The sequence below is a fragment of the Leifsonia tongyongensis genome (genome assembly GCF_010686705.1).
GTDB lineage: Bacteria > Actinomycetota > Actinomycetes > Actinomycetales > Microbacteriaceae > Diaminobutyricibacter > Diaminobutyricibacter tongyongensis.
Genome location: NZ_JAAGWY010000002.1, coordinates 798,261 through 817,774, shown reverse-complemented (window position 1 = coordinate 817,774; position 19,514 = coordinate 798,261). Strand labels below are relative to the sequence as shown.

17 protein-coding genes are annotated in these 19,514 nt (G+C 67.3%); 9 read left to right on the top strand and 8 right to left on the bottom strand.

Annotation, left to right across the window (positions count from 1 at the left end):
- Window positions 1-19 precede the first annotated feature (19 nt).
- Together G3T36_RS11835 and G3T36_RS11830 are read right to left on the bottom strand one after the other, a co-directional pair.
- Window positions 20-1,321 (bottom strand): ion channel protein, encoded by a 1,302-nt coding sequence (locus G3T36_RS11835; RefSeq protein ID WP_163289964.1) that lies wholly within the window; start codon window positions 1,319-1,321, stop codon window positions 20-22.
- Window positions 1,322-1,363: 42 nt separating this feature from the next.
- A complete protein-coding gene (locus tag G3T36_RS11830) occupies window positions 1,364-3,403 on the bottom strand; it encodes a M3 family metallopeptidase (protein ID WP_163289963.1) in 2,040 nt (679 codons plus the stop codon).
- A gap of 38 nt (window positions 3,404-3,441) precedes the next feature.
- Here G3T36_RS11830 and G3T36_RS11825 point away from each other — a divergent pair, with 38 nt between their 5' ends.
- The 4 genes from G3T36_RS11825 (at window position 3,442) to G3T36_RS11810 (ending at window position 6,487) form a co-directional block, all read left to right on the top strand.
- A complete protein-coding gene (locus G3T36_RS11825; RefSeq protein ID WP_163289962.1) occupies window positions 3,442-4,248 on the top strand; it encodes a methyltransferase domain-containing protein in 807 nt (268 codons plus the stop codon).
- Window positions 4,249-4,338: 90 nt separating this feature from the next.
- Complete coding sequence (locus G3T36_RS11820) at window positions 4,339-5,001, top strand: ArsR family transcriptional regulator (RefSeq protein ID WP_163289961.1); 663 nt, start codon at window positions 4,339-4,341, stop codon at window positions 4,999-5,001.
- The gene (locus tag G3T36_RS11815; RefSeq protein WP_163289960.1) at window positions 4,998-6,278 is read left to right on the top strand and encodes an MFS transporter; all 1,281 of its coding nucleotides are present in this window, start codon (window positions 4,998-5,000) and stop codon (window positions 6,276-6,278) included. Before G3T36_RS11820 ends, G3T36_RS11815 begins: the two co-directional genes overlap by 4 nt.
- Complete coding sequence (locus tag G3T36_RS11810) at window positions 6,275-6,487, top strand: hypothetical protein (RefSeq protein WP_163289959.1); 213 nt, start codon at window positions 6,275-6,277, stop codon at window positions 6,485-6,487. The genes G3T36_RS11815 and G3T36_RS11810 overlap by 4 nt, the downstream gene beginning before the upstream one ends.
- 3 nt (window positions 6,488-6,490) lie before the next feature.
- Here the strand turns inward: G3T36_RS11810 and G3T36_RS11805 are convergent, their stop codons facing one another.
- The 5 genes from G3T36_RS11805 to G3T36_RS11785 form a co-directional block, all read right to left on the bottom strand.
- Window positions 6,491-6,775, bottom strand: coding sequence for a hypothetical protein (locus tag G3T36_RS11805; RefSeq protein ID WP_163289958.1), 285 nt, complete (start codon window positions 6,773-6,775; stop codon window positions 6,491-6,493).
- Window positions 6,776-6,778: 3 nt separating this feature from the next.
- On the bottom strand, window positions 6,779-7,237 hold the full coding sequence (locus G3T36_RS11800) for a GNAT family N-acetyltransferase (RefSeq protein WP_163289957.1): 459 nt from the start codon (window positions 7,235-7,237) through the stop codon (window positions 6,779-6,781).
- A 111-nt stretch (window positions 7,238-7,348) separates the two neighbouring features.
- On the bottom strand, window positions 7,349-7,795 hold the full coding sequence (locus tag G3T36_RS11795; RefSeq protein WP_163289956.1) for a GNAT family N-acetyltransferase: 447 nt from the start codon (window positions 7,793-7,795) through the stop codon (window positions 7,349-7,351).
- A complete protein-coding gene (valS, locus tag G3T36_RS11790) occupies window positions 7,792-10,404 on the bottom strand; it encodes a valine--tRNA ligase (RefSeq protein WP_163289955.1) in 2,613 nt (870 codons plus the stop codon). The genes G3T36_RS11795 and valS overlap by 4 nt, the downstream gene beginning before the upstream one ends.
- Window positions 10,405-10,579: 175 nt before the next feature.
- Window positions 10,580-11,941, bottom strand: a complete 1,362-nt coding sequence (locus G3T36_RS11785) for an MFS transporter (RefSeq protein ID WP_163289954.1) — start codon at window positions 11,939-11,941, stop codon at window positions 10,580-10,582.
- Between the two features lie 78 nt (window positions 11,942-12,019).
- Between G3T36_RS11785 and G3T36_RS11780 the strand changes: the two genes are divergently transcribed.
- The 5 genes from G3T36_RS11780 (at window position 12,020) to ndk (ending at window position 18,523) form a co-directional block, all read left to right on the top strand.
- Window positions 12,020-12,664: an acyl-CoA-like ligand-binding transcription factor gene (locus tag G3T36_RS11780; protein WP_163289953.1), complete on the top strand. Its 645-nt coding sequence runs from the start codon at window positions 12,020-12,022 to the stop codon at window positions 12,662-12,664.
- A gap of 229 nt (window positions 12,665-12,893) precedes the next feature.
- Window positions 12,894-16,313, top strand: coding sequence for an isoleucine--tRNA ligase (ileS, locus tag G3T36_RS11775; RefSeq protein ID WP_163289952.1), 3,420 nt, complete (start codon window positions 12,894-12,896; stop codon window positions 16,311-16,313).
- Window positions 16,306-17,670: a bifunctional folylpolyglutamate synthase/dihydrofolate synthase gene (locus tag G3T36_RS11770; protein ID WP_163289951.1), complete on the top strand. Its 1,365-nt coding sequence runs from the start codon at window positions 16,306-16,308 to the stop codon at window positions 17,668-17,670. Before ileS ends, G3T36_RS11770 begins: the two co-directional genes overlap by 8 nt.
- A complete protein-coding gene (locus G3T36_RS11765; RefSeq protein WP_338031560.1) occupies window positions 17,667-18,107 on the top strand; it encodes a DUF4233 domain-containing protein in 441 nt (146 codons plus the stop codon). Before G3T36_RS11770 ends, G3T36_RS11765 begins: the two co-directional genes overlap by 4 nt.
- A complete protein-coding gene (ndk, locus tag G3T36_RS11760; RefSeq protein ID WP_163289950.1) occupies window positions 18,104-18,523 on the top strand; it encodes a nucleoside-diphosphate kinase in 420 nt (139 codons plus the stop codon). The genes G3T36_RS11765 and ndk overlap by 4 nt, the downstream gene beginning before the upstream one ends.
- A gap of 282 nt (window positions 18,524-18,805) precedes the next feature.
- On the opposite strand, the gene G3T36_RS11755 is transcribed toward ndk, so the two are convergent.
- Window positions 18,806-19,399, bottom strand: a complete 594-nt coding sequence (locus G3T36_RS11755; protein ID WP_163290315.1) for a vitamin K epoxide reductase family protein — start codon at window positions 19,397-19,399, stop codon at window positions 18,806-18,808.
- Between the last annotated feature and the right edge of the window lie 115 nt (window positions 19,400-19,514).

The following is a 19,514-nucleotide window of genomic DNA, read 5'->3' as shown; positions in this document are numbered from 1 at the left end:
GACGGTCACGCACTCGCGGTCACGCACTCGTCGGTGACGGCGAAGGTTTGTCGGCTACCGGCGGCTCGGCGGCGGGAATCAGCATCAACGGGGCCCGCGAAACCATGAGCCATGTCGGCAAGACGACCAGGCAGAGCAGCGGGAACAACGCTGGTGAACCCGTCACCGCAGCCGCGACGAAGAGAGCCACCCATCCGTCGCGGGCGATCGCCAGGGTCAAGCCCAGGATTCCACATCCCACTGCGACAACCAGCGGAATGGAAGGAACCAGCGCATTCGCCAGGACGCCTACTGCCGCTCCGATGAAGACCGCAGGGAAGATGCGTCCACCGCGGAACCCCGCAGACGCGGCAACGAGGAGGGCGACAACCTTCACGGCAACGATCCCGAGAAGCTGCCAGCCGGAGAACTCGGCACGACCCGACACGAGCTCACCCATCTGAGCAAGCCCCTTGAACAAGGTGATCGGGCCTCCGAGAGCCCCCAGAACGCCGAGCACAGCACCGCCGAGCGTGATGTAGATCACCGGGTGTCCGATCCGGTGGAACAGCCGGTGCACCACGGGAAACAGGAACACCGCCACCAGCCCGACCGCGGTTGCCAGTACGCCGATGATCAGGCCCGAGAGCAGATCCATCGGCTGGATCTTGTCGTACGCGGGCATCGGGACCAGGAATGTCGGATGATCGAGCAGCGTCATCGTGATCGACCCTGCGCCTGCGGCCACCAGCGGGAGGAACAGCCGATCCCAGAGCGCGCCACCGGTTTTCAGCGCTGCCACGATTCCGGTGAAGACGAGGGCCGCTGCCACCGGGGTACCGAAGAGGGCGCCGATCGTTCCTGCCGCGGTTATCAGGAAGATGAGGTCGCCGGGGATGCGCGGCCACAACCGTCCGACGAGGGCCACCATGAGGGCGATGTTGATGGCGAGGATCGGGTTCTCGGGGCCGAGACTGACACCGCCCGCGAGTCCGAGGACGGTGACGATGATCAGCGACGGTAGAACGGCCAGCTTCAGCGGCGGCGCTATGAGTTCGGTGGTCGCGGTGTCCGGCCCCCCGTGACCGGGCACGAGCCAGACGACCAGGCCGACCGCGAGACCTGTGAGCGTGAGCACCCCGAAGATCCACCAGCCCGACGACCCATCGATGCCGAGCGCCTTCGGAAGACTGGTCCACACGCCATCCTCGATGAGGGCGGAAACCTCGTCCAGACCGTACAGCACGAGCGCTGAGACCACGCCGATCAGGACCGATGGTATCGCGAGCGCCACGAGCGTTCGCAGGGGAACTGAAGTAGTCGGTGCCGGTTGATCCGTCATGGTGCCCCATTCATCCGTGTCGCCCCGTGGTCCGGCTGTCGGTCAGCCGTCGAGTCCGCGCCGTTTCAGCAGTGGTTCGATCACCGCATCCCGCCCGCGGAAATCTCGGTACGCGTCGAGGGGGTCTTTCGACCCGCCGACCCCGAGAAGCCGTGAGCGGAAGCGATCGCCGTTCTCTCGTGTCAAGCCGCCGTTCTCCTTGAACCATTCGACGGTATCCGCGTCGAGCACCTCACTCCAGATGTACGAGTAGTATCCCGCGTCGTAGCCGCCGGAGAAGGTATGGGCGAAATACGTACTCGCGTAGCGTGTCGGGACGGCCGGATTGTCGAGTCCGGCGTGAGCCAGTGCATCCGCTTCGAACGTCGCGACGTCGGCGACGTCGTCATCGGCGGTGATCGTGTGCCAGGCCTGGTCGAGAAGCGCGGCGGCAAGGTATTCGCTGGTCTTGAAGCCCTCATTGAACGATGACGAGGCGTTGAGCCTGTCCACCAACTCGTGCGGCATCCGCTCGCCCGACTGGTAGTGGACGGCGTAGTTCTCGAGGATCTCGGGCCAGAGCATCCACATCTCGTTGACCTGGCTCGGAAACTCGACGAAGTCGCGGAACACGTTCGTCCCGGAGAACTTCGGGTAGGTGACGTGAGCGAACAGGCCGTGGAGGGCATGACCGAACTCGTGGAAGAGCGTGTTGGTCTCGTCGTAGGTGAGCAGGGTGGGCTCGCCGGCAGCGGGCTTCGGCACGTTGAGGTTGTTGACGACGACCGTCGGGTTGCCGAGTAGTTCGGACTGGGAGATCAGGGGGTTCATCCACGCGCCGCCGCGTTTCGAATCGCGGGTGTAGAGGTCGAGGATGTACAGGCCGAGTGGCGAACCGTCCTCGTTGGAGACCTCGAAGACGCGCGCATCCGGGTGGTACGCGACGAGGTCGGGGCGCTCGGCGAAGGTGATCCCGTACAGCCGGGTGGCAGCGTAGAAGACGCCGTCGCGGAGCACCCGCTCGGCCTCGAAGTACGGTCGCATCGCAGCGACGTCGACGTCGTACTTCTCCTGCCGCACCTTCTCGGTGTAGTGCGCCCAGTCCCAGCTGGCCAGGGCGAAGTCCTCTCCGATCTGGTGTTGGAGATCCGCCTGTTCTGCACGCGCGTTCCGGGCCGCCGCGGGCGCCAGGCGACCCAGCATGTCTGCGACGGCGGCAGGGTTCTTCGCGGTCTGATCGGCCGTCACGTAGGCCGCGTGGGTGTCGAAGCCGAGCAGGCGCGCGCGCTCCGATCGCAGTTTCGTGATCTCCAGCACGAGTTCCCGGTTGTCGTTGTCGCCTCCGCGGATGCCGCGCGAACGCGACGCGGCCATGATGCGGGCGCGGAGGGCGCGGTTCGTCAAGCCGGCGAGGAACGGGTGCCCGGTCGGGAGCACCAGCGTGATGACGAACTTTCCGTCCAGCCCTCGCTCACGCGCCGCCTCCGCCGCGGCCGAGATCTCGCCCTCCGACAGGCCGTCGAGTTCGGCCACGTCGTCCACGACCACGGCGAGGTCGTTCGTGTCGGCGAGCAGGTTCTTCTCGAACCGGGTCGTGAGCGTCGAGAGACGCTGGTTGTAGTCCTTGAGCGCGTCTTTGTCCTGATCGCTCAAGCCCGCGCCGGCGAGCGTGAACTCGGTGAAGTACCGCTGCACGAGGTACCGGGACTCGGCGTCGAGGTCCAGAGAATCGAGCTGGTCGTGGATCGCCTTGATCCTCGCGTAGAGCGCGGGATCGAGCCTGATCGCGTCATCGTGCGCTGCGAAGAGCGGTGCGATCTCTTCTTCGAGGGCGTTGGTGACGTCGTTGCTGTCCGACGAGCTCTTGTTGTAGAACACTTCGGCGACGCGCTGGAGCAGCTGGCCGCCCTTCTCGAGCGGGATGATCGTGTTCTCGAAGGTCGGTGCGTCCTCCTCCGCAGTGATCGAACGGATCTCGGCCAGGTGCTCCTCGAAGCCCCGCTCGAATGCCGGACCGTAGTGCTCGTCACGGATCTCTGCGAACGGGGGCAGCTGGTAGGGGAGGGTACTCGGTGCGAAGAACGGATTGCTCGAATCTGCCATTGCCCCAGCCTAGGACGCAAGGCACCTACGATGTGGCTATGGCAGGTCAGGAGCGTTACACCCACGGTCACCATGAGAGCGTTCTCCGCTCCCACACCTGGCGGACGGTCGATAACTCCGCGGCCTATCTCATGCCTCACCTGCGGCATGGGCTGAACGTGCTCGACGTGGGCAGCGGACCCGGGACCATCACCATCGACCTGGCGCGCCGCGTGTCGCCGGGTCAGGTCGTCGGAGTCGACGCGTCCCCCGAGATCGTCGCCTCGGCCACCGGGCTCGCCGAGGACAACGGGCTGCACAACGTGCGTTTCGAGGTGGGCGACGCCTACCGGCTGGAGCACGCGGACGACAGCGTCGACATCGTGCACGCACACCAGGTGCTGCAGCACGTCGCCGATCCCGTGGCCGTTCTGCGCGAGTTCAGGCGCGTGACGAAGCCCGGCGGCATCGTGGCCGCCCGTGATGTGGACTGGGGCGGCACGATCTGGGCGCCGTCACTCCCTGGCCTGGACGAGTGGATACGCGTCAGCCAGGCGGTTCAGCGAACGAACGGCGGGGACCCTTTCGCGGGCCGGAACCTCAAAGCGTGGGCGCTGGAGGCCGGGTTCGAGAGCGTGGAGAGTTCGGCGTCGGTCTGGTGTTTCGCATCCGACGCAGAGCGCGAATGGTGGGGCGAATCGTGGAGCGTGCGCACCCTCGAGTCCGATTTCGCCGCGCACGCGATCGAGACGGGACTGGCCGACCTGGCCGTCCTGCGGACGATCTCGGAGTCATGGCTGCAGTGGGCGGCCGCGCCCGACGGCTGGTATGCGATGGTGCACGGGGAGATCATCGCGACCGTCTAGTGCAAAGGAATTCTTGCAAAACACATATTGCAAAGATTCAATTGCAAAGGAATGCTTGCAAAGAAAGCTTTGCGTCGCTAGTCTGACGGTATGAGCAACGCAGACGAGACCCCGGCGGATGCCCCGATGCCGGCCGCCGAACGATTCAAGCCGCTCGGCATGGAGGCGCTCCGTGCTCTCGCGCATCCGCTCCGCGTCCAGATCATGAACGAGCTGTCGGATTTCGGGCCGCTGACGGCCAGCGGCCTCGCAGCCCGCCTCGGCGAATCGAGCGGGGCGACCAGTTACCACCTGCGCCAGCTGGCGAAGCACAACATCATCCGCGAGGTCGAGGGCAAAGGCTCCGCCCGCGAACGGTGGTGGGAGATGTCGCCCGGCGGTGTGACCATCGGCTCACCGGAGACGCTCGAGACACCGGCGGGCCGCGAGGCCACCGAGCTGGTTTCGCGCGAGTGGCAGCTCAACAACGAACGGCGGCTGGCGGCGTTCATGCGCTACGGCCTCGAACGGCTCGGCATGGAGTGGAGGGAGTCGGCCTCCCTCTCTACCGCCCACCTCAAGCTCACCCACGAGCAGCTGAAGGCGTTCGGGGAGGAGTACTTCGAGCTCCTGGACCGACTCACGACGAAATACCGCGGGCAGGAGACGCCGGGGGCCCGTCGCACCCAGATCCAGTTCAACGCATTCCCCCTGATCGACGCCGCGGCCGACGACGCCACGGGCGACGCAGACGACAGAGGACCCGGCGCATGACCGCACCCGCAGCGGTGGCCAAGCCGCAGCGCACGCCGCTGAGCCCGGGCTTCAACCGGCTGTGGAGCTCCGCGATCGCGAGCAACCTCGCCGACGGCATCGGGCGCACCGCCGTCCCGCTCATCGCCACCACCCTGACCCGTGACCCGGCCCTCATCGCCGGCCTCACGGCCGTCACCTTCCTGCCGTGGCTGATCTTCGGCATTCCCGCGGGCATGCTCCTCGACCGGGTGGACAGGCGCGTCGCGATGGCGGTGGCCAACACTCTCCGGTTCGCCGTCGCCGCGCTGCTGTCCGTCCTGATCGCGACGGGCGGGCTCACCATCTGGTGGCTCTACGCGTGCGTGCTGCTGTTCGGGATGGGGGAGACCGTCTTCGACAATGCCACGACGACAGTGGTGCCGAGTCTCGTGACCCGCGACCAACTCGATCGCGCGAACGGACGGATGCAGTCGGCCGAGATCGTCGTGCAGAACTTCATCGCCACACCGATCGCCGGATTCCTCTTCGCCGTCGCGATCGGGCTCCCGATCTGGCTGACGGGCAGCGGATTCCTCGTCGCAGGTCTGCTGGCACTCGCGATCCCCGCCGCCGCGGCACGTGGTTACTCGGCTGCGCGCAGCGAGACGGGTGAGGTGGAGACACCGCGACCGGCCTTCGGCGCCGTCGTGTCCTTCCTCATCCACCAGCGGTTCCTGCGGAACATGATCGTGCTCACCTCGGTAACTGCATCCGCTCTCGCATTCGCCCAGGGAAGCGTCGTGCTCCTGCTCCTGCAGACGTTCGCCGTTCCGCCTGCCGCGATCGGAGTCGTCACCGCCGCCGTCGGCGTCGGTGCGCTCATCGGCGCGCTCACCGCGAGCATCTTCGTCGAGCGCTTCGGGCGCGGGCGCGTGATGTTCAGCGCCGTCCTCGTCAGCGGCGCCGGCCTCCTGGGCGTCGGTGTCACCTCGAACGTCTTCATCGCGATCACCGCGTACGCCATCGGCGCGTTCGGTGTCGCTGTCTGGAACGTCCCCTGGGGGGCGCTCCGCCAGGCCATCGTGCCGTCCGACATGCTCGGTCGCGCGATGGGGATCATCAGGACGATCGGCTGGGGACTTACGCCGATCGCCACGGTCCTCGGCGGCTTCGTCGCCCGGATCGACCTCAGGCTGCCGTTCGTCATCGGTGGCGGCCTCGTCGTCGTGCTCGCGCTCATCGCGACCCGACTCCTGCTGTCTGCCGGTGCCCAGGCGCCGCAGCACGCCAACGAAACGCAAGGGAACGCATCATGACCGTCATCCCGTACTCCACGACACCCTCGGCTCGCGCGACCGCACCGAGTATCCTCGACCGCCTGCTGATCAGCGCGGGGACCGCCCTCGCCGATTGGGGCGTGCGCCGGGCTACACGACACGCTGTGCCCGACTTCGGGGATCAGACGGCCGCCTTCGAGGCCCGGCGCGAGACCGCGGCCCGCATCCTTCCGATGCTGCCGCGGTAGGTTCTACCGCTCGTCGAACCGTTCAGGCTCGTCGAACTCGTCGGGTTCGTGTTCGACCGGTTGCGTGATGGTCGCCGAATCCTCGGTGGGGTTGTAGCGGATCACCGTTCCATCATCGAGTTCGACGACCGGCCTGCCTTCCAGCCAGGTCAGCGTCCAACGCCATGAGGTGGTCTCGACATCGAGGGCGACCAACTCTTCTTCGACCGTCGTGACGGCATAGGCGACCACTTCGGGAAGGGAATCCGGGGCGTCACCGCCGACCGGCCAGCGCGTGCCGAGCTGCATCGTCTAGAGCTCGATCTCGTACGTCACCCACGGAGTGCGGGTGCCCAGTTCTTCGTACAGGCGGATGGCCGTCTCATTGTCCGGTGCGGTGATCCACTGCACCACGCCGAGGTTGCGCTCCTGGGCGATGCCGCGCACGGCCTCGATGAGTGCTTTCCCGGCGCCGTGGCCGCGTGACGGCTCGTCGACGTAGAGGTCGTCGAGGAACAGCCCGCGGTCGGACTCGAGCGGTCGTGCGAACTCGCGGTAATGCGCGAGCCCGACCAGCTGATTGTCGTCGTCCGCCTCATCGTCGACGACGACCAGCGCGTTCTCTTCGTGGCCCGGGTCGATCAGCCAGCTCCACACGAGGAGTGCCTTCTCATCGGTGAGAGCGGTCTTGTAGAACGCGGCATACTTCTCGTACAGGCCGAGCCAGGCGAAGAAATCGCCGTCTGCAGCCGGTCGAACCGTTATCGACATTGGTGCCCTCCTGTCGCCGTACTCCGCAGGCTGAGTGTCGCCACTCCTCCCGACCCTATCGCGAGCGCCCGCCCATGGTCGATCTTTGGGACGGTACGGCTTCACTGCGCGTCAGGGCACCAGGTCGTAGGTGACCCACTCCGTCTTCTCCGCGACGCGGTCGTAGACGCGTTGCGCGGCGGCGTTGTCGGCTGCGGTGATCCAGCGGACGACGGAGAGTCCCTCCTCCTGTGCACGGGTGCGGAGGGTTTCGAGGATGGCCGTCGCCGCCCCCTGGCCGCGCGCATCCGGTGCGACGTAGAGGTCGTCGAGGAACAGCCCGCGGCTGCCGGCGAGTGGCCGGGAGAACACGCGCACATGGGCGAGACCGACGGGCTCATCCGCGTCGTCCAGCGCGAAGTAGGCCTCGAGTTCGTGCGTTGGGTCGGTCAGCCAGCTCCAGACGAGCACGGCCTTCTCGTCGGTCAGCGGCGAGTCGTAGAACTCGCCGTAGCCGGCGTACAGGTCGAGCCAGGTGAAGAACTCACCGTCGTCGACGCGACGAACGGTCGTGGTCATCGGGCCTCCTCGGTCGGGGGGATGGGCGCAAGAAGGATATCGGCCACGACCAGCACATCGCCGGATTCGAGCCGCAGGTCGGCGATTCGCCCGACCGCCTTCAGATCGTCGGCTGCGAGGCGGAGGGCCGCAAGGGCCTCGTCAGGGCCCGTGATGACTGCGCTGGCGACGAGGGTCTTCTGGGATGCCTTGGCGTCGGTCTTCGCCCGGCGGATGCCCGTGAGGGCCTGGCTGGTGAACGAGAGCACGGCGGAGTCGTCGTCCCATTCGCCGGTCACTTCGGACGCCGCCGGCCACGCCGTGAGGTGTACGGAGCCCGCGTTGAACCACGACCAGGCCTCCTCCGTCGCGAAGGGCACGACCGGCGCGAACAGCCGGAGAAGGGTCGACAGCGCGATCCGCAGTGCGACCACCGCGGAGACCTGCTCAGGACCGGCCGCCGAGTACGCGCGCTCCTTGACCAGTTCGAGGTAGTCGTCGCAGAACGCCCAGAAGAACGTCTCGGTCTGCTCGAGTGCGCGCGCATGGTCATAGCCGTCCAGCGCGTCCGTCGCGTCGGTGACGACCGTCGCGAGCTGCTGGAGCATGCTGCGGTCCAGGGGCTGGGTCACGAGGGCGAGCTCGTCGGAGGCCGGCGCCTCGAAGCCGAGGATGAACTTCGCGGCGTTCAGGATCTTGATCGCCAGGCGGCGGCCGATCTTGATCTGCGTCGGGTTCTGCGGGTCGAAGGCCGCATCGGTGCCGAGCCGGCTGGACGCCGCCCAGTAGCGGACCGCATCCGAACCGTGCTGTTCCAGGATGTCGACGGGCGTCACGACGTTGCCCTTCGACTTCGACATCTTCTTGCGGTCGGGGTCGACGATGAAGCCGGAGATGGCGGCGTGCGCCCACGGTGCGACGCCGTGCTCGAGCTGCGAGCGGAGCACGGTCGAGAACAGCCAGGTGCGGATGATGTCCTGGGCCTGCGGCCGCAGGTCGAACGGGAAGACGGTCTTGAAGAGCTCGTCGTCGCGCATCCAGCCACCCGCGAGCTGCGGGGTGAGGGACGACGTCATCCAGGTGTCCATCACGTCGTGTTCGCCGATGAAGCCGCCGGGCTGGTTGCGCTGACTCTCCTCGAAACCGGGGGCGGCATCCGACGACGGGTCGACAGGAAGGGTGTCGACGGAGGGGAGGATCGGCTGGTCGAAGACCGGGTTGCCGTCCGCGTCGAGGGGGTACCAGATCGGGATGGGCACGCCGAAGAACCGCTGACGTGAGATCAGCCAGTCGCCGGAGAGCCCGCCGACCCAGTTCTCGTAGCGCACCCGCATGAAGTCGGGGTGCCAGTCCAGGCCCTGGCCGAGTTCGATGAGCCGTGCCCGCAGTTCCTCGTCGCGTGCGCCGTTCTTCACATACCACTGGCGGGTCGAGACGATCTCGAGCGGCTTGTCGCCCTTCTCGAAGAACTTGACCGGGTGCGTGATCTGGCGCGGGTCGCCGATGAGGTCACCCGACGCTTTCAGCAGTTCGACGACGGCCTGCTTGGCCGAGAAGATCGTCTTTCCGGCCAGCTCCCCGTACGCGGCCTTGCCCGCGTCGCTGGTGATCGCGTCGGGCGCCTCGGACACGATGCGGCCGTCGAAGCCGACGATCGCACGGTTGGGGAGGTCGAGTTCGCGCCACCACACCACGTCGGTGATGTCACCGAAGGTGCAGATCATCGCGATGCCGGTGCCCTTGTCGGGCTGGGCGAGATGGTGCGCGAGCACCGGGACCTCGACACCGAACACCGGGGTGGTGACGGTGCTGCCGAAGAGCGGCTGGTAGCGCTCGTCGTCCGGATGCGCGACCAGGGCGACGCACGCAGGCAGGAGTTCGGGCCGCGTGGTCTCGATGAAGACGGGGCCGTCCGCCCCGTGGAACGAGATGCGCTGGTAGGTGCCGGGCTGCTCACGGTCTTCCAGCTCGGCCTGGGCGACCGCCGTGCGGAAGGTCACATCCCAGAGGGTCGGCGCCATCGCCTGGTAGGCCTCGCCGCGCTCGATGTTGCGCAGGAAGGCGAGCTGCGAGGTGTGCAGCGCTTCGGTGCCGATCGTGCGGTAGGTCTGCGACCAGTCCACCGACAGCCCGAGCGAGCGCCACAGCGCCTCGAACTGCTTCTCGTCCTCGACGGTGAGGCGTTCGCAGAGTTCGATGAAGTTGCGACGCGAGACCGGCTGCTGGTCGGCCGCCTTGGAGCTCTTGGTATCGCCACCCTCGAACGGTGGCGTGAAACCGGGGTCGTACGGCAGCGACGGGTCGCAGCGCACGCCGTAGTAGTTCTGGACACGTCGTTCGGTGGGGAGGCCGTTGTCGTCCCAGCCCATCGGGTAGAAGACGTGCTGGCCGCGCATCCGGTGGTAGCGGGCGACGATGTCGGTGTGCGTGTAGCTGAAGACGTGGCCGATGTGGAGGGAGCCTGACGCCGTGGGCGGGGGCGTGTCGATCGAGTAGATGCACGTGCGGTCGGTCTCGGCGAGGGCGGTCGCACGGTCGAAGAGGTAGGCGCCGTCGGACTGCCAGCGGCCGCCCCATTTGGCTTCGAGCCCTTCGAGGGCGGGCTTGTCCGGCACAGGGTTGGCGCTCATGGTGCTTCTCCGAATCGATATATGCGGCACCGTGTCATTGGTGGGGTGCCTGAGTATGCGTTCCCTCAAGCGTACCGGAGCGCCCCGGGTCGCCGAGAATCACGGGAAACGGCGAGAGTCGCCGTTCCACCGGGTCGTATCGGCGCGAACGGCGACTCTCGGTCGCAGGTCAGAGTCAGACGGCTGCGGGGGCGGCCTCCGCGGGGGCGGGGAGGGGGAGCTCGTCGATGATCGGCTTGCGGCGGGCGGCGAACCCGGCCGCGACCAGCGTGATCACCGACATGATCGCCAGCACGATCCCGGGGTGCCACCACGCGCTGCCCGTGGCGTGCGCGAGGATTTCCGTGATCGCCGGGATGAACGCCGTCAGGAGCGCCGCGATGCTGTACGCCACCGAGAGGGCGCTGTAGCGGTTGCGGCTCGGGAACAGATCGGACATCAGCCCGCCGAGTCCGGCCCACGACAGGGTCGGGAGTGTTCCTCCGATGATCATCGTGGCGACCAGGATCGGGAAGGTGGCGTACTGCAGGTACCAGTACATCGGGAAGGTGATGAGCAGGGTCCCGATCGCGCCGATCGCGACGACCCGTGCCGACCCGATGCGGGTCGCCCACACGCCGAACAGTGGGATGGTGACGAGCTGAAGCAGGCCGCCGATCGTCGTCGCGATCAACAGGTCGTTGAAGCTGAAGCCGAGAGTGGTCGTGCCGTAGCTCACCATGTACGTGTTCATCAGCGAGTACGAGCCGATGCCGAGGATGGCGGCGCCGATCGCGATCACGAACGGGCCGGGCGAGTTGCGCAGCACGTCGGCCAGCGGGAAGCGGTCGCGGCTGTTGGTCGCGACGAGCTGCTTGAACACCGGCGTCTCGTCGATGGACCAGCGGAGGTACAGCGAGACGAGCAGGAGCGGGATCGCCGTCAGGAACGGGATGCGCCACCCCCACTCGGCGATCTGCGACTGCGTCAGCATGAGGGGGAGCACGATGAAGACCGCAGCGCTCAGGATGGAGCCGACCGGCGATCCGAGCTGGGGGAGCGACGCATAGAATCCGCGGCGCTTCGGGTTGGCGTACTCGGTCGCGAGCAGGATGGATCCGCCCCACTCGCCGCCGAGCGACAGGCCCTGGATCAGGCGCAGGAGGACGAGGGCGATCGCGCCGAACCATCCGGCGACGGCGTAGGTCGGAAGGAGGCCGACGAGCCCGGTGCTCACACCCATGATCGTGATTGTGATGAGCAGGGTCGCTCGGCGACCGATGCGGTCGCCGAGGTGCCCGAAGACGATTGCGCCGAGTGGCCGGATGACGAACCCGGCGGCGATCGTGAGGAACGCTGCGAGGATGCCCCCGAAGGTGCCGAGGGGCGCGAAGAAGAGGGGCGCGACGAAGAATGCGCTGAAATACGCGAAAAGGTAGAAGTCGTACGATTCGAGTGCGGTGCCGATGAACGACGCGATGGTCACGCGGCGTGCGGTGCCGGGGGTTATCCCTGGACGGTCGGTCTCGCTGAACGTCAGGGTGGCGGATGAACTCACGAACGGTCCTTGTCTGTTGTCGCTTGTGGCGGTCTTAGTATTTGGATCGGGTCCAATAATAGGCATGAGGGGGAACGCATGAGCGCTGCGGACCATTCCCGCACCTCGCACGGCGGTTCCGGCCGCCCGCGAGCGTCCTCGCGTGCCATGCTCGCCGAGGCGGCAGCGGAGCTCTTCCTCGAGCAGACCTACGCCCGTACGACGATCGACCAGATCGCGCAGCGGGCCGGTGTCAGCCGCAACACCTTCTTCAACTATTTCCCCGCGAAGAGCGATGTGCTCTGGTATGAGGTCGACGACAGCCTTCGCGGTTTCGGTGAGATCCTCGCATCCATCCCGGACACCGTGCCCGTGATGACGGCCGTTCGCAGCGCCATCCTCTCGCTCGCCGGAGACTTCAGCCCGGCCCGCGTCCCGATCGCGCTCACCCAGTTCGACCTGATGGGTACGAGCGACGAACTCGAGTCGTCGGCGCTCTCGCGATTCCTCGCGGTCGTCCGCCAGCTCAGCGCCGACATCAGCCGCAGGCTCGGCACACCGGCCGCGGGCCTGGAACCGCAGGCGATCGCGACCGCGGTCATCGGAGCGGCCGTCGCCGCTGCCGGCGTCTGGGCGCGGGCAGGGGTCCGTCGGGGCGCCCTCACGCCCTACGTCGCCGACGCGGTGACACCCGTGTGCTCCGGGTATCAGGGGATGCTCGATCGTCAGGCGGCGACCCGCTAGAATCGACGGTACAGACGTCGACCCGGCCATCACCGGTGAGTCTTCGGAAGAACAGCGCAGCCGAGCGGGAGGCGCCCAGTAGAACCGAACGGGGCTGGCCCGTCACAGCCAAGGAACAAGCGGTTGCGCGGTGCCGAAGGAGGCAGCGCGCGGCAAGCGGGGTGGTACCGCGACTCGCGCCTCGAGCGCCTGGCGTCCTCGTGCAGACACAGAACCTGCCAGGAGAGAAATGCCGTACCCCAAGTCGAACCCCGGCGACGAGCAGCCGGACACCGGTGCACCCCGGGGCGTGACGCCGTCGCCGAACTTCCCGGAGATCGAGACCGAGGTCCTCGAGTTCTGGCAGAAGGACGGCACCTTCCGCGCATCCATCGACAACCGGGCGGATGCACCGGAGTGGGTCTTCTACGACGGCCCGCCCTTCGCCAACGGTCTCCCGCACTACGGTCACCTCCTGACCGGCTACGCCAAGGACGTCTTCCCCCGGTTCGAGACGATGCGCGGGCGCAAGGTGGAACGCCGCTTCGGATGGGACACGCACGGCCTGCCCGCCGAGCTCGAAGCGGAGCGGCAGCTCGGCATCACCGACAAGAGCCAGATCGAAGAAATGGGCATCGCCGTCTTCAACCAGGCGGCGCGCGACTCGGTGCTCCGATACACCCGTGAGTGGCGCGAATACGTCACCCGGCAGGCGCGCTGGGTCGACTTCGACAACGACTACAAGACGCTCGACGTGAACTACATGGAATCCGTCATCTGGGCGTTCAAACAGCTGCACGGCAAGGGTCTCGCGTATGAGGGCTACCGGGTGCTGCCGTACTGCTGGCGCGATCAGACGCCGTTGTCGAACCACGAACTCCGGATGGACGACGACGTCTACAAGATGCGGCAGGACCAGACGGTCACCGTGACCTTCCCGCTCGTCGGCGAGAAGGCGGAGGCGCTCGGCCTGACCGCTGTCCGCGCACTGGCGTGGACGACGACCCCGTGGACGCTGCCGACGAACCTGGCGCTGGTCGTCGGGCCGGACATCCAGTACGCCGTCGTGCCTGCGGGGCCGAACGGCGGAGCCGACGGCGCCGGCAACCCCGAGCACGCGGACTTCGGAGCCGAATACCTGCTGGCGGTCGACCTCGTCGGCAACTACGCCAAAGACCTCGGCTATGCGTCGCCGGCGGATGCGCTCGCGGCCGTGACCCGGCGCATCCCGGGCTCCGAACTCGAAGGCGTGCACTACGACCGCCTGTGGGACTACTACGCCGACACCGAGAGGTACGGCACCCAGAACGCGTGGCAGATCCTCGTCGACGACTACGTCACCACCGAAGACGGCACCGGCATCGTGCACCAGGCTCCGGCCTACGGCGAAGACGACCAGCGCGTCTGCGAGGCGGCGGGCATCCCTGTCATCATCTCGGTCGACGACGGAGCGCGTTTCCTGCCGGCCATCGAAGACGTCGCCGGTCTCCAGGTGTTCGAGGCCAACCGGCCGCTCACCAAGCTGCTCCGCGAAGGGGGCCGCCTGCTGCGCCAGGCGAGCTACGAGCACTCGTACCCGCACTGCTGGCGGTGCCGCAACCCGCTGATCTACAAGGCGGTCTCCAGCTGGTTCGTCCGGGTGACGGAGTTCCGCGACCGCATGGGCGAGCTCAACCAGGAGATCACCTGGGTTCCCGACAACGTCAAGGACGGCCAGTTCGGCAAGTGGGTCGGCAACGCCAGGGACTGGTCGATCTCGCGCAACCGCTACTGGGGCTCGCCGATCCCGGTGTGGAAGAGCGACGACCCCGCGTACCCGCGCGTGGACGTGTACGGCTCGCTCGCCGAACTCCAGGCCGACTTCGGCACGCTGCCCCTCGGCGTCGACGGCCGGCCCGACCTCCACCGCCCGTACATCGACGAACTCACGCGGCCCAACCCCGACGACCCCACCGGCCGGTCGACGATGCGCCGGATCCCCGACGTCCTCGACGTCTGGTTCGACTCCGGGTCCATGCCGTTCGCCCAGGCGCACTACCCGTTCGAGAACCACGACTGGTTCGACTCGCACAACCCGGCCGACTTCATCGTCGAATACATCGGGCAGACGCGCGGCTGGTTCTATCTGCTGCACGTGCTGTCGACTGCGCTGTTCGACCGCCCGGCCTTCAAGAACGTCGTCAGCCACGGCATCGTCCTCGGCAACGACGGGCAGAAGATGTCGAAGTCGCTGCGCAACTACCCGGACGTCAACGAGGTCTTCGACCGTGACGGTTCGGATGCGATGCGGTGGTTCCTGATGTCGAGCCCGGTGCTGCGCGGCGGCAACCTGATCGTGACCGAAGAGGGCATCCGCGAAGGGGTGCGGCAGGTCCTGCTCCCGCTGTGGAGCACCTGGTACTTCTTCTCGCTCTACGCCAACGCGAGCGGTGAGGCCGGGTACGAGGCGACCTGGCGCACGGATTCGACCGACGTGCTCGACCGGTACCTCCTGGCGAAGACCCGCGACCTGGTCACGGAGGTCACGGCAGACCTCGAAGCGCTCGACAGCACGCTGGCGGCAGCCAAGCTGCGCGACTTCGCGGATGTGCTGACCAACTGGTACGTCCGCCGCTCGCGCGACCGCTTCTGGACCGGTGTCGTCGACGACGGCGAGAACAGCGAGGCCTTCGACACCCTGTACACCGTGCTCGAGACCTACTGCCGCGTCGCGGCCCCGCTCCTGCCGCTGGTCACCGAACGCATTTGGCAGGGCCTCACCGGCGGGCGCAGCGTCCACCTCACCGACTGGCCGTCCGCTGAGCCGTTCCCGGCCGACGACGCGCTCGTCGACGCCATGGACCGCATCCGCACGATCAGCTCGACCGTGCTCTCGCTGCGCAAGCAGGCAGGGCTCCGGGTCCGGCTTCCGCTCGCACGGCTCACCGTCGTCGCGCACAACGCGGAGGCGTTGCGACCGTTCGAGGCGATCCTGAGCGACGAGCTCAACGTCAAGGCTGTCGACCTCGTCGAAGTGCAGGAGTCGAGTGCGGCCGACTACGGCATCACCAGCAGGCTGACCGTGAACGCCCGCGCCGCAGGCCCGCGTCTCGGAAAGGACGTGCAGCGTGTGATCCAGGCGGCTCGCGCCGGCGACTGGTCGGAGGTCGACGGGATCGTCACCGCCGGGGGGATCGAACTCGCAGAAGGCGAATTCGACCTCGTCCTCGAGACCGCCCAGGCCGACGGCGAGACAGGCACGGCACTCGCCCTGCTGGTGGGCGGGGGATTCGTGATCCTCGATACCAAGACCACACCCGATCTCGAGGCGGAAGGACTCGCTCGCGATGTCATCCGCGCCGTACAGGACACCCGCAGGGCCGCTGGGCTCGACGTGAGCGACCGCATCCGCCTCGACCTGGTGTTCTTCGACGACGCGGATGCGACGGCCATCCTGCGCGCATCCGACGTCGACATCGCGGCCGAGACCCTCGCCATCGAGACGGAGTTGCGCTGGCCGGAACGCCATCCAGTGATCGACGGGTTCGCCGAGCAGATCCCGTCGGAATGGCTCGCGAGCGTCGTCGAGCACGACGCCGCCTTCTACCAGGACTTCGCAGCCGGCCAGTTCGCGAACGCGGGACGGTTCATCGTGGCGGTCACCCGCCTGGACGGGAGGATCGATGTCTGACAGCGAGGACTTCAGGGCCGCGGGCGACGCCGTCTACCAGGCGCTGCTCTCGCGGCTCGGAGAGGCGAGCCCGCAGCCGCGGCTCGCGCCGACGAGACGGGCCGTCGAGCTCCTGGGAGACCCGCAGCGGGCGTACCCGATCATCCACGTGACCGGCACGAACGGCAAGACCAGCACGAGCAGGATCGCGGAGAGCATCCTGCGTGCGTACGGCCTGCGCACCGGCCTCTTCACGAGTCCGCACCTGGTGCGGTTCAACGAGCGGATCATGATCGACGGCGAGGCGATCGGCGACGAGGCGCTGGCGCGCAACTGGGACGACATCCAGCCCTACCTCGAGATCGTGGACAGCGAGCTCGAGACCGCAGGCGAGCTGCCGCTCACATTCTTCGAGGCGATGACGGTGCTCGCGTTCGCGTGTTTCGCGGATGCGCCCGTCGACGTCGCCGTCATCGAGGTGGGGATGGGCGGCGAATGGGATTCGACCAATGTCGGTGACGGTCAAGTCGCCGTCTTCACACCCATCTCCCTCGATCACACCAACCGCCTCGGAAACACCGTCGCGGAGATCGCGCGCACGAAGTCCGGGATCATCAAGCCCGCCGCCGACGTGGTGAGCGCGGTGCAGCCGGCGGAGGCGCTCCGCGAGCTGAAGCACGCGTCCGAGCTGACCGAGTCGACGCTCGCCACACAGCCCGAGGCGTTCGATGTGGTCAGGACCTCTGTCGCGGTCGGCGGCCAGCTCGTGACCATCCGGGGGCGGGCTGCAACCTACAGCGACCTCTTCCTTCCGCTGTACGGCGACCACCAGGCGCAGAACGCGGCAGTGGCCGTCGCAGCCGTCGAGACGTTCCTCGGGCGGGGCACGATGCCCCTCAACAGCGAGCTCGTCGAGGAGGGACTGGCCGAGGCCACCTCGCCCGGCCGGCTCCAGCTGATCGGAATCGAGCCGACCGTGCTCGTCGACGCGGCGCACAACCCGAGTGGAGCGGCGACCCTGGCTGCCGCGCTGCGCACGTATTTCGACTTCGACGAGATCGCATTCGTGATCGGCGTGCTCGTCGACAAGGACGCGGTCGGCATCATCCGGGAGTTCGCGCCCCTGGCGACGCGGTTCTACGCGACCCAGTCCGGATCGGAGCGCGCGATCGACCACGAGGTGCTGGGCGACCTGGTGCTGGCCGCGACGAACGCCGAATCGACGTATGTGTTCGCGGACCTCGGCGAGGCGATCGAGGAGGCTCGTGAGTGGGCATCGGAGTCGCCGAGGCGTGCCGTCGTCGTCACCGGGTCGATCACCCTCGTCGGCGACGCGATGGCGATCGCCGCAGAACGCGACTGGAAGCCCGCATCGTGAGCGACGCATCCGGAACCCCCGGCGAGCCGGACGACGCACCGCGGCGGGCTCGTCGCACCCGATCGATGCGCGAGAGCCTCGGCTCGATCGTGCTCGGGTTCGAGCTGGTCATCGTCTTCCTGGGTGCGCTCGTGCTGTTCGGACTCAAGAGCCTGCCCGCCGCCGTCGCGCTGGGCGGGGGAGCGGTGCTCATCGTGCTGATGATCATCGCCATCGGTCTGCTGCGCTACCCGATCGGCGTCATCATCGGATGGGCGGTGCAGCTGATCGTCATCGCTGCGGGCCTGCTCGTCCCGGCCTTCTACATCGTCGGTGCGATCTTCGCCGCGATGTGGACCTACGTCATGATCGTCGGAGGCCGGATCGACCACCGCGATCGCCTCGCCCGCCAGACCCACCCTGGACAATCCCACCCTGGAATGGAGAAACCAGAATGACCACCACCGTCGAAGAGACCCTCGTCCTTGTGAAGCCGGACGGCGTCGCGCGCAACCTGACCGGCGAGATCCTGCGCAGGATTGAGGCGAAAGGCTATTCGCTCGTCGACATCCGGATGCTTCAGGCCGATCGCGACCTGCTCGCTCGGCACTACGAGGAGCACGCGGGCAAGCCGTTCTACGAGCCCCTCGTCGAGTTCATGGAGAGCGGGCCGGTGGTGGCCATCCGCGTCGCGGGCAACCGGGTGATCGAGGGAGTCCGGTCGCTCGCCGGCGCCACCGACCCGACGAACGCGCTGCCGGGGACGATCCGCGGCGACCTCGCGCGCGACTGGGGCCTCAAGGTGCAGCAGAACCTCATCCACGGCAGTGACTCGCCGGAGTCCGCGGAAAGGGAGCTGGCGCTCTGGTTCTAGAACCGCCGAAGCGCAGCTTCGTCGGCGCTGGCGTCGCGGGATCGCGATGCGATCCTTCAAGCTCCAGCGCGGGGCTGGCGCTCTGGTTCTAGAACCGCCGAAGCGCAGCTTCGTCGGCGCTGGCGTCGCGGGATCGCGATGCGATCCTTCAAGCTCCAGCGCGGGGCTGGCGCTCTGGTTCTAGGCGCCCAGCCATGTCAGCGCACTACTTTCGGCCGAGCGCACTAGCACTAACAAGTGCGCTCGGAAGGTAGTAGTGCGGCGACGCGCTTGGGTCTGGGGTCAGAGGCGGTGCAGCCAGTCGAGCTGCACCTGGGCGATGACCGCGACGATGATGTAGCAGGCGAGCGTGATCAGGGGCACCCAGCCATACCACGCGGCGGCGATCCGGCGGACGGATGCCGGAACGGGAATATTCCCCGTCTTCAGGTTGTACAGGGTCACCAGCCAGAACGTCGGGATGGTGACCGCCCAGGTGAGCATGCACCATGGGCAGAGCACGAACAGCTGGTAGATGCTGGTGTAGATCAGGAAGATCACCAGTGCGAGCGCCGCGACCACTCCGAGGTTGAAGATCAGCCAGTACCACCGCGCGAAGCGACCGCCCGCGAGGATCCCGACCCCGACGGCGATGGTCGCCGTCCACCCGGCGATGCCCAGGATGGGGTTGGGGAAGCCGAGCAGCGACCCCTGCCACGACTCGAGATTCTTGCTGCAGCCCACGAGCACGCTGATATTGCACGACAGCTGGGCGTTCGGGTTGGCCAGCACGGCGAACTTGTCGAGCGTCAGCTGGAATGCCGCCCAGAACCCGATGAGTCCCGCGACGATGAGCGAGACGGCGAGGACAGTCGGACGCTTGGCTGGCTCAGTCAGTGACACCCTCGGATTATGGCATATCACCCCGTGCGACTCGGCGGGGTGCGCACGGACGTGAGCGGGGTCGTGCGATAATTGGAGGGAAGTCTCCCGGGCCGCGCCCGGAGAGGCG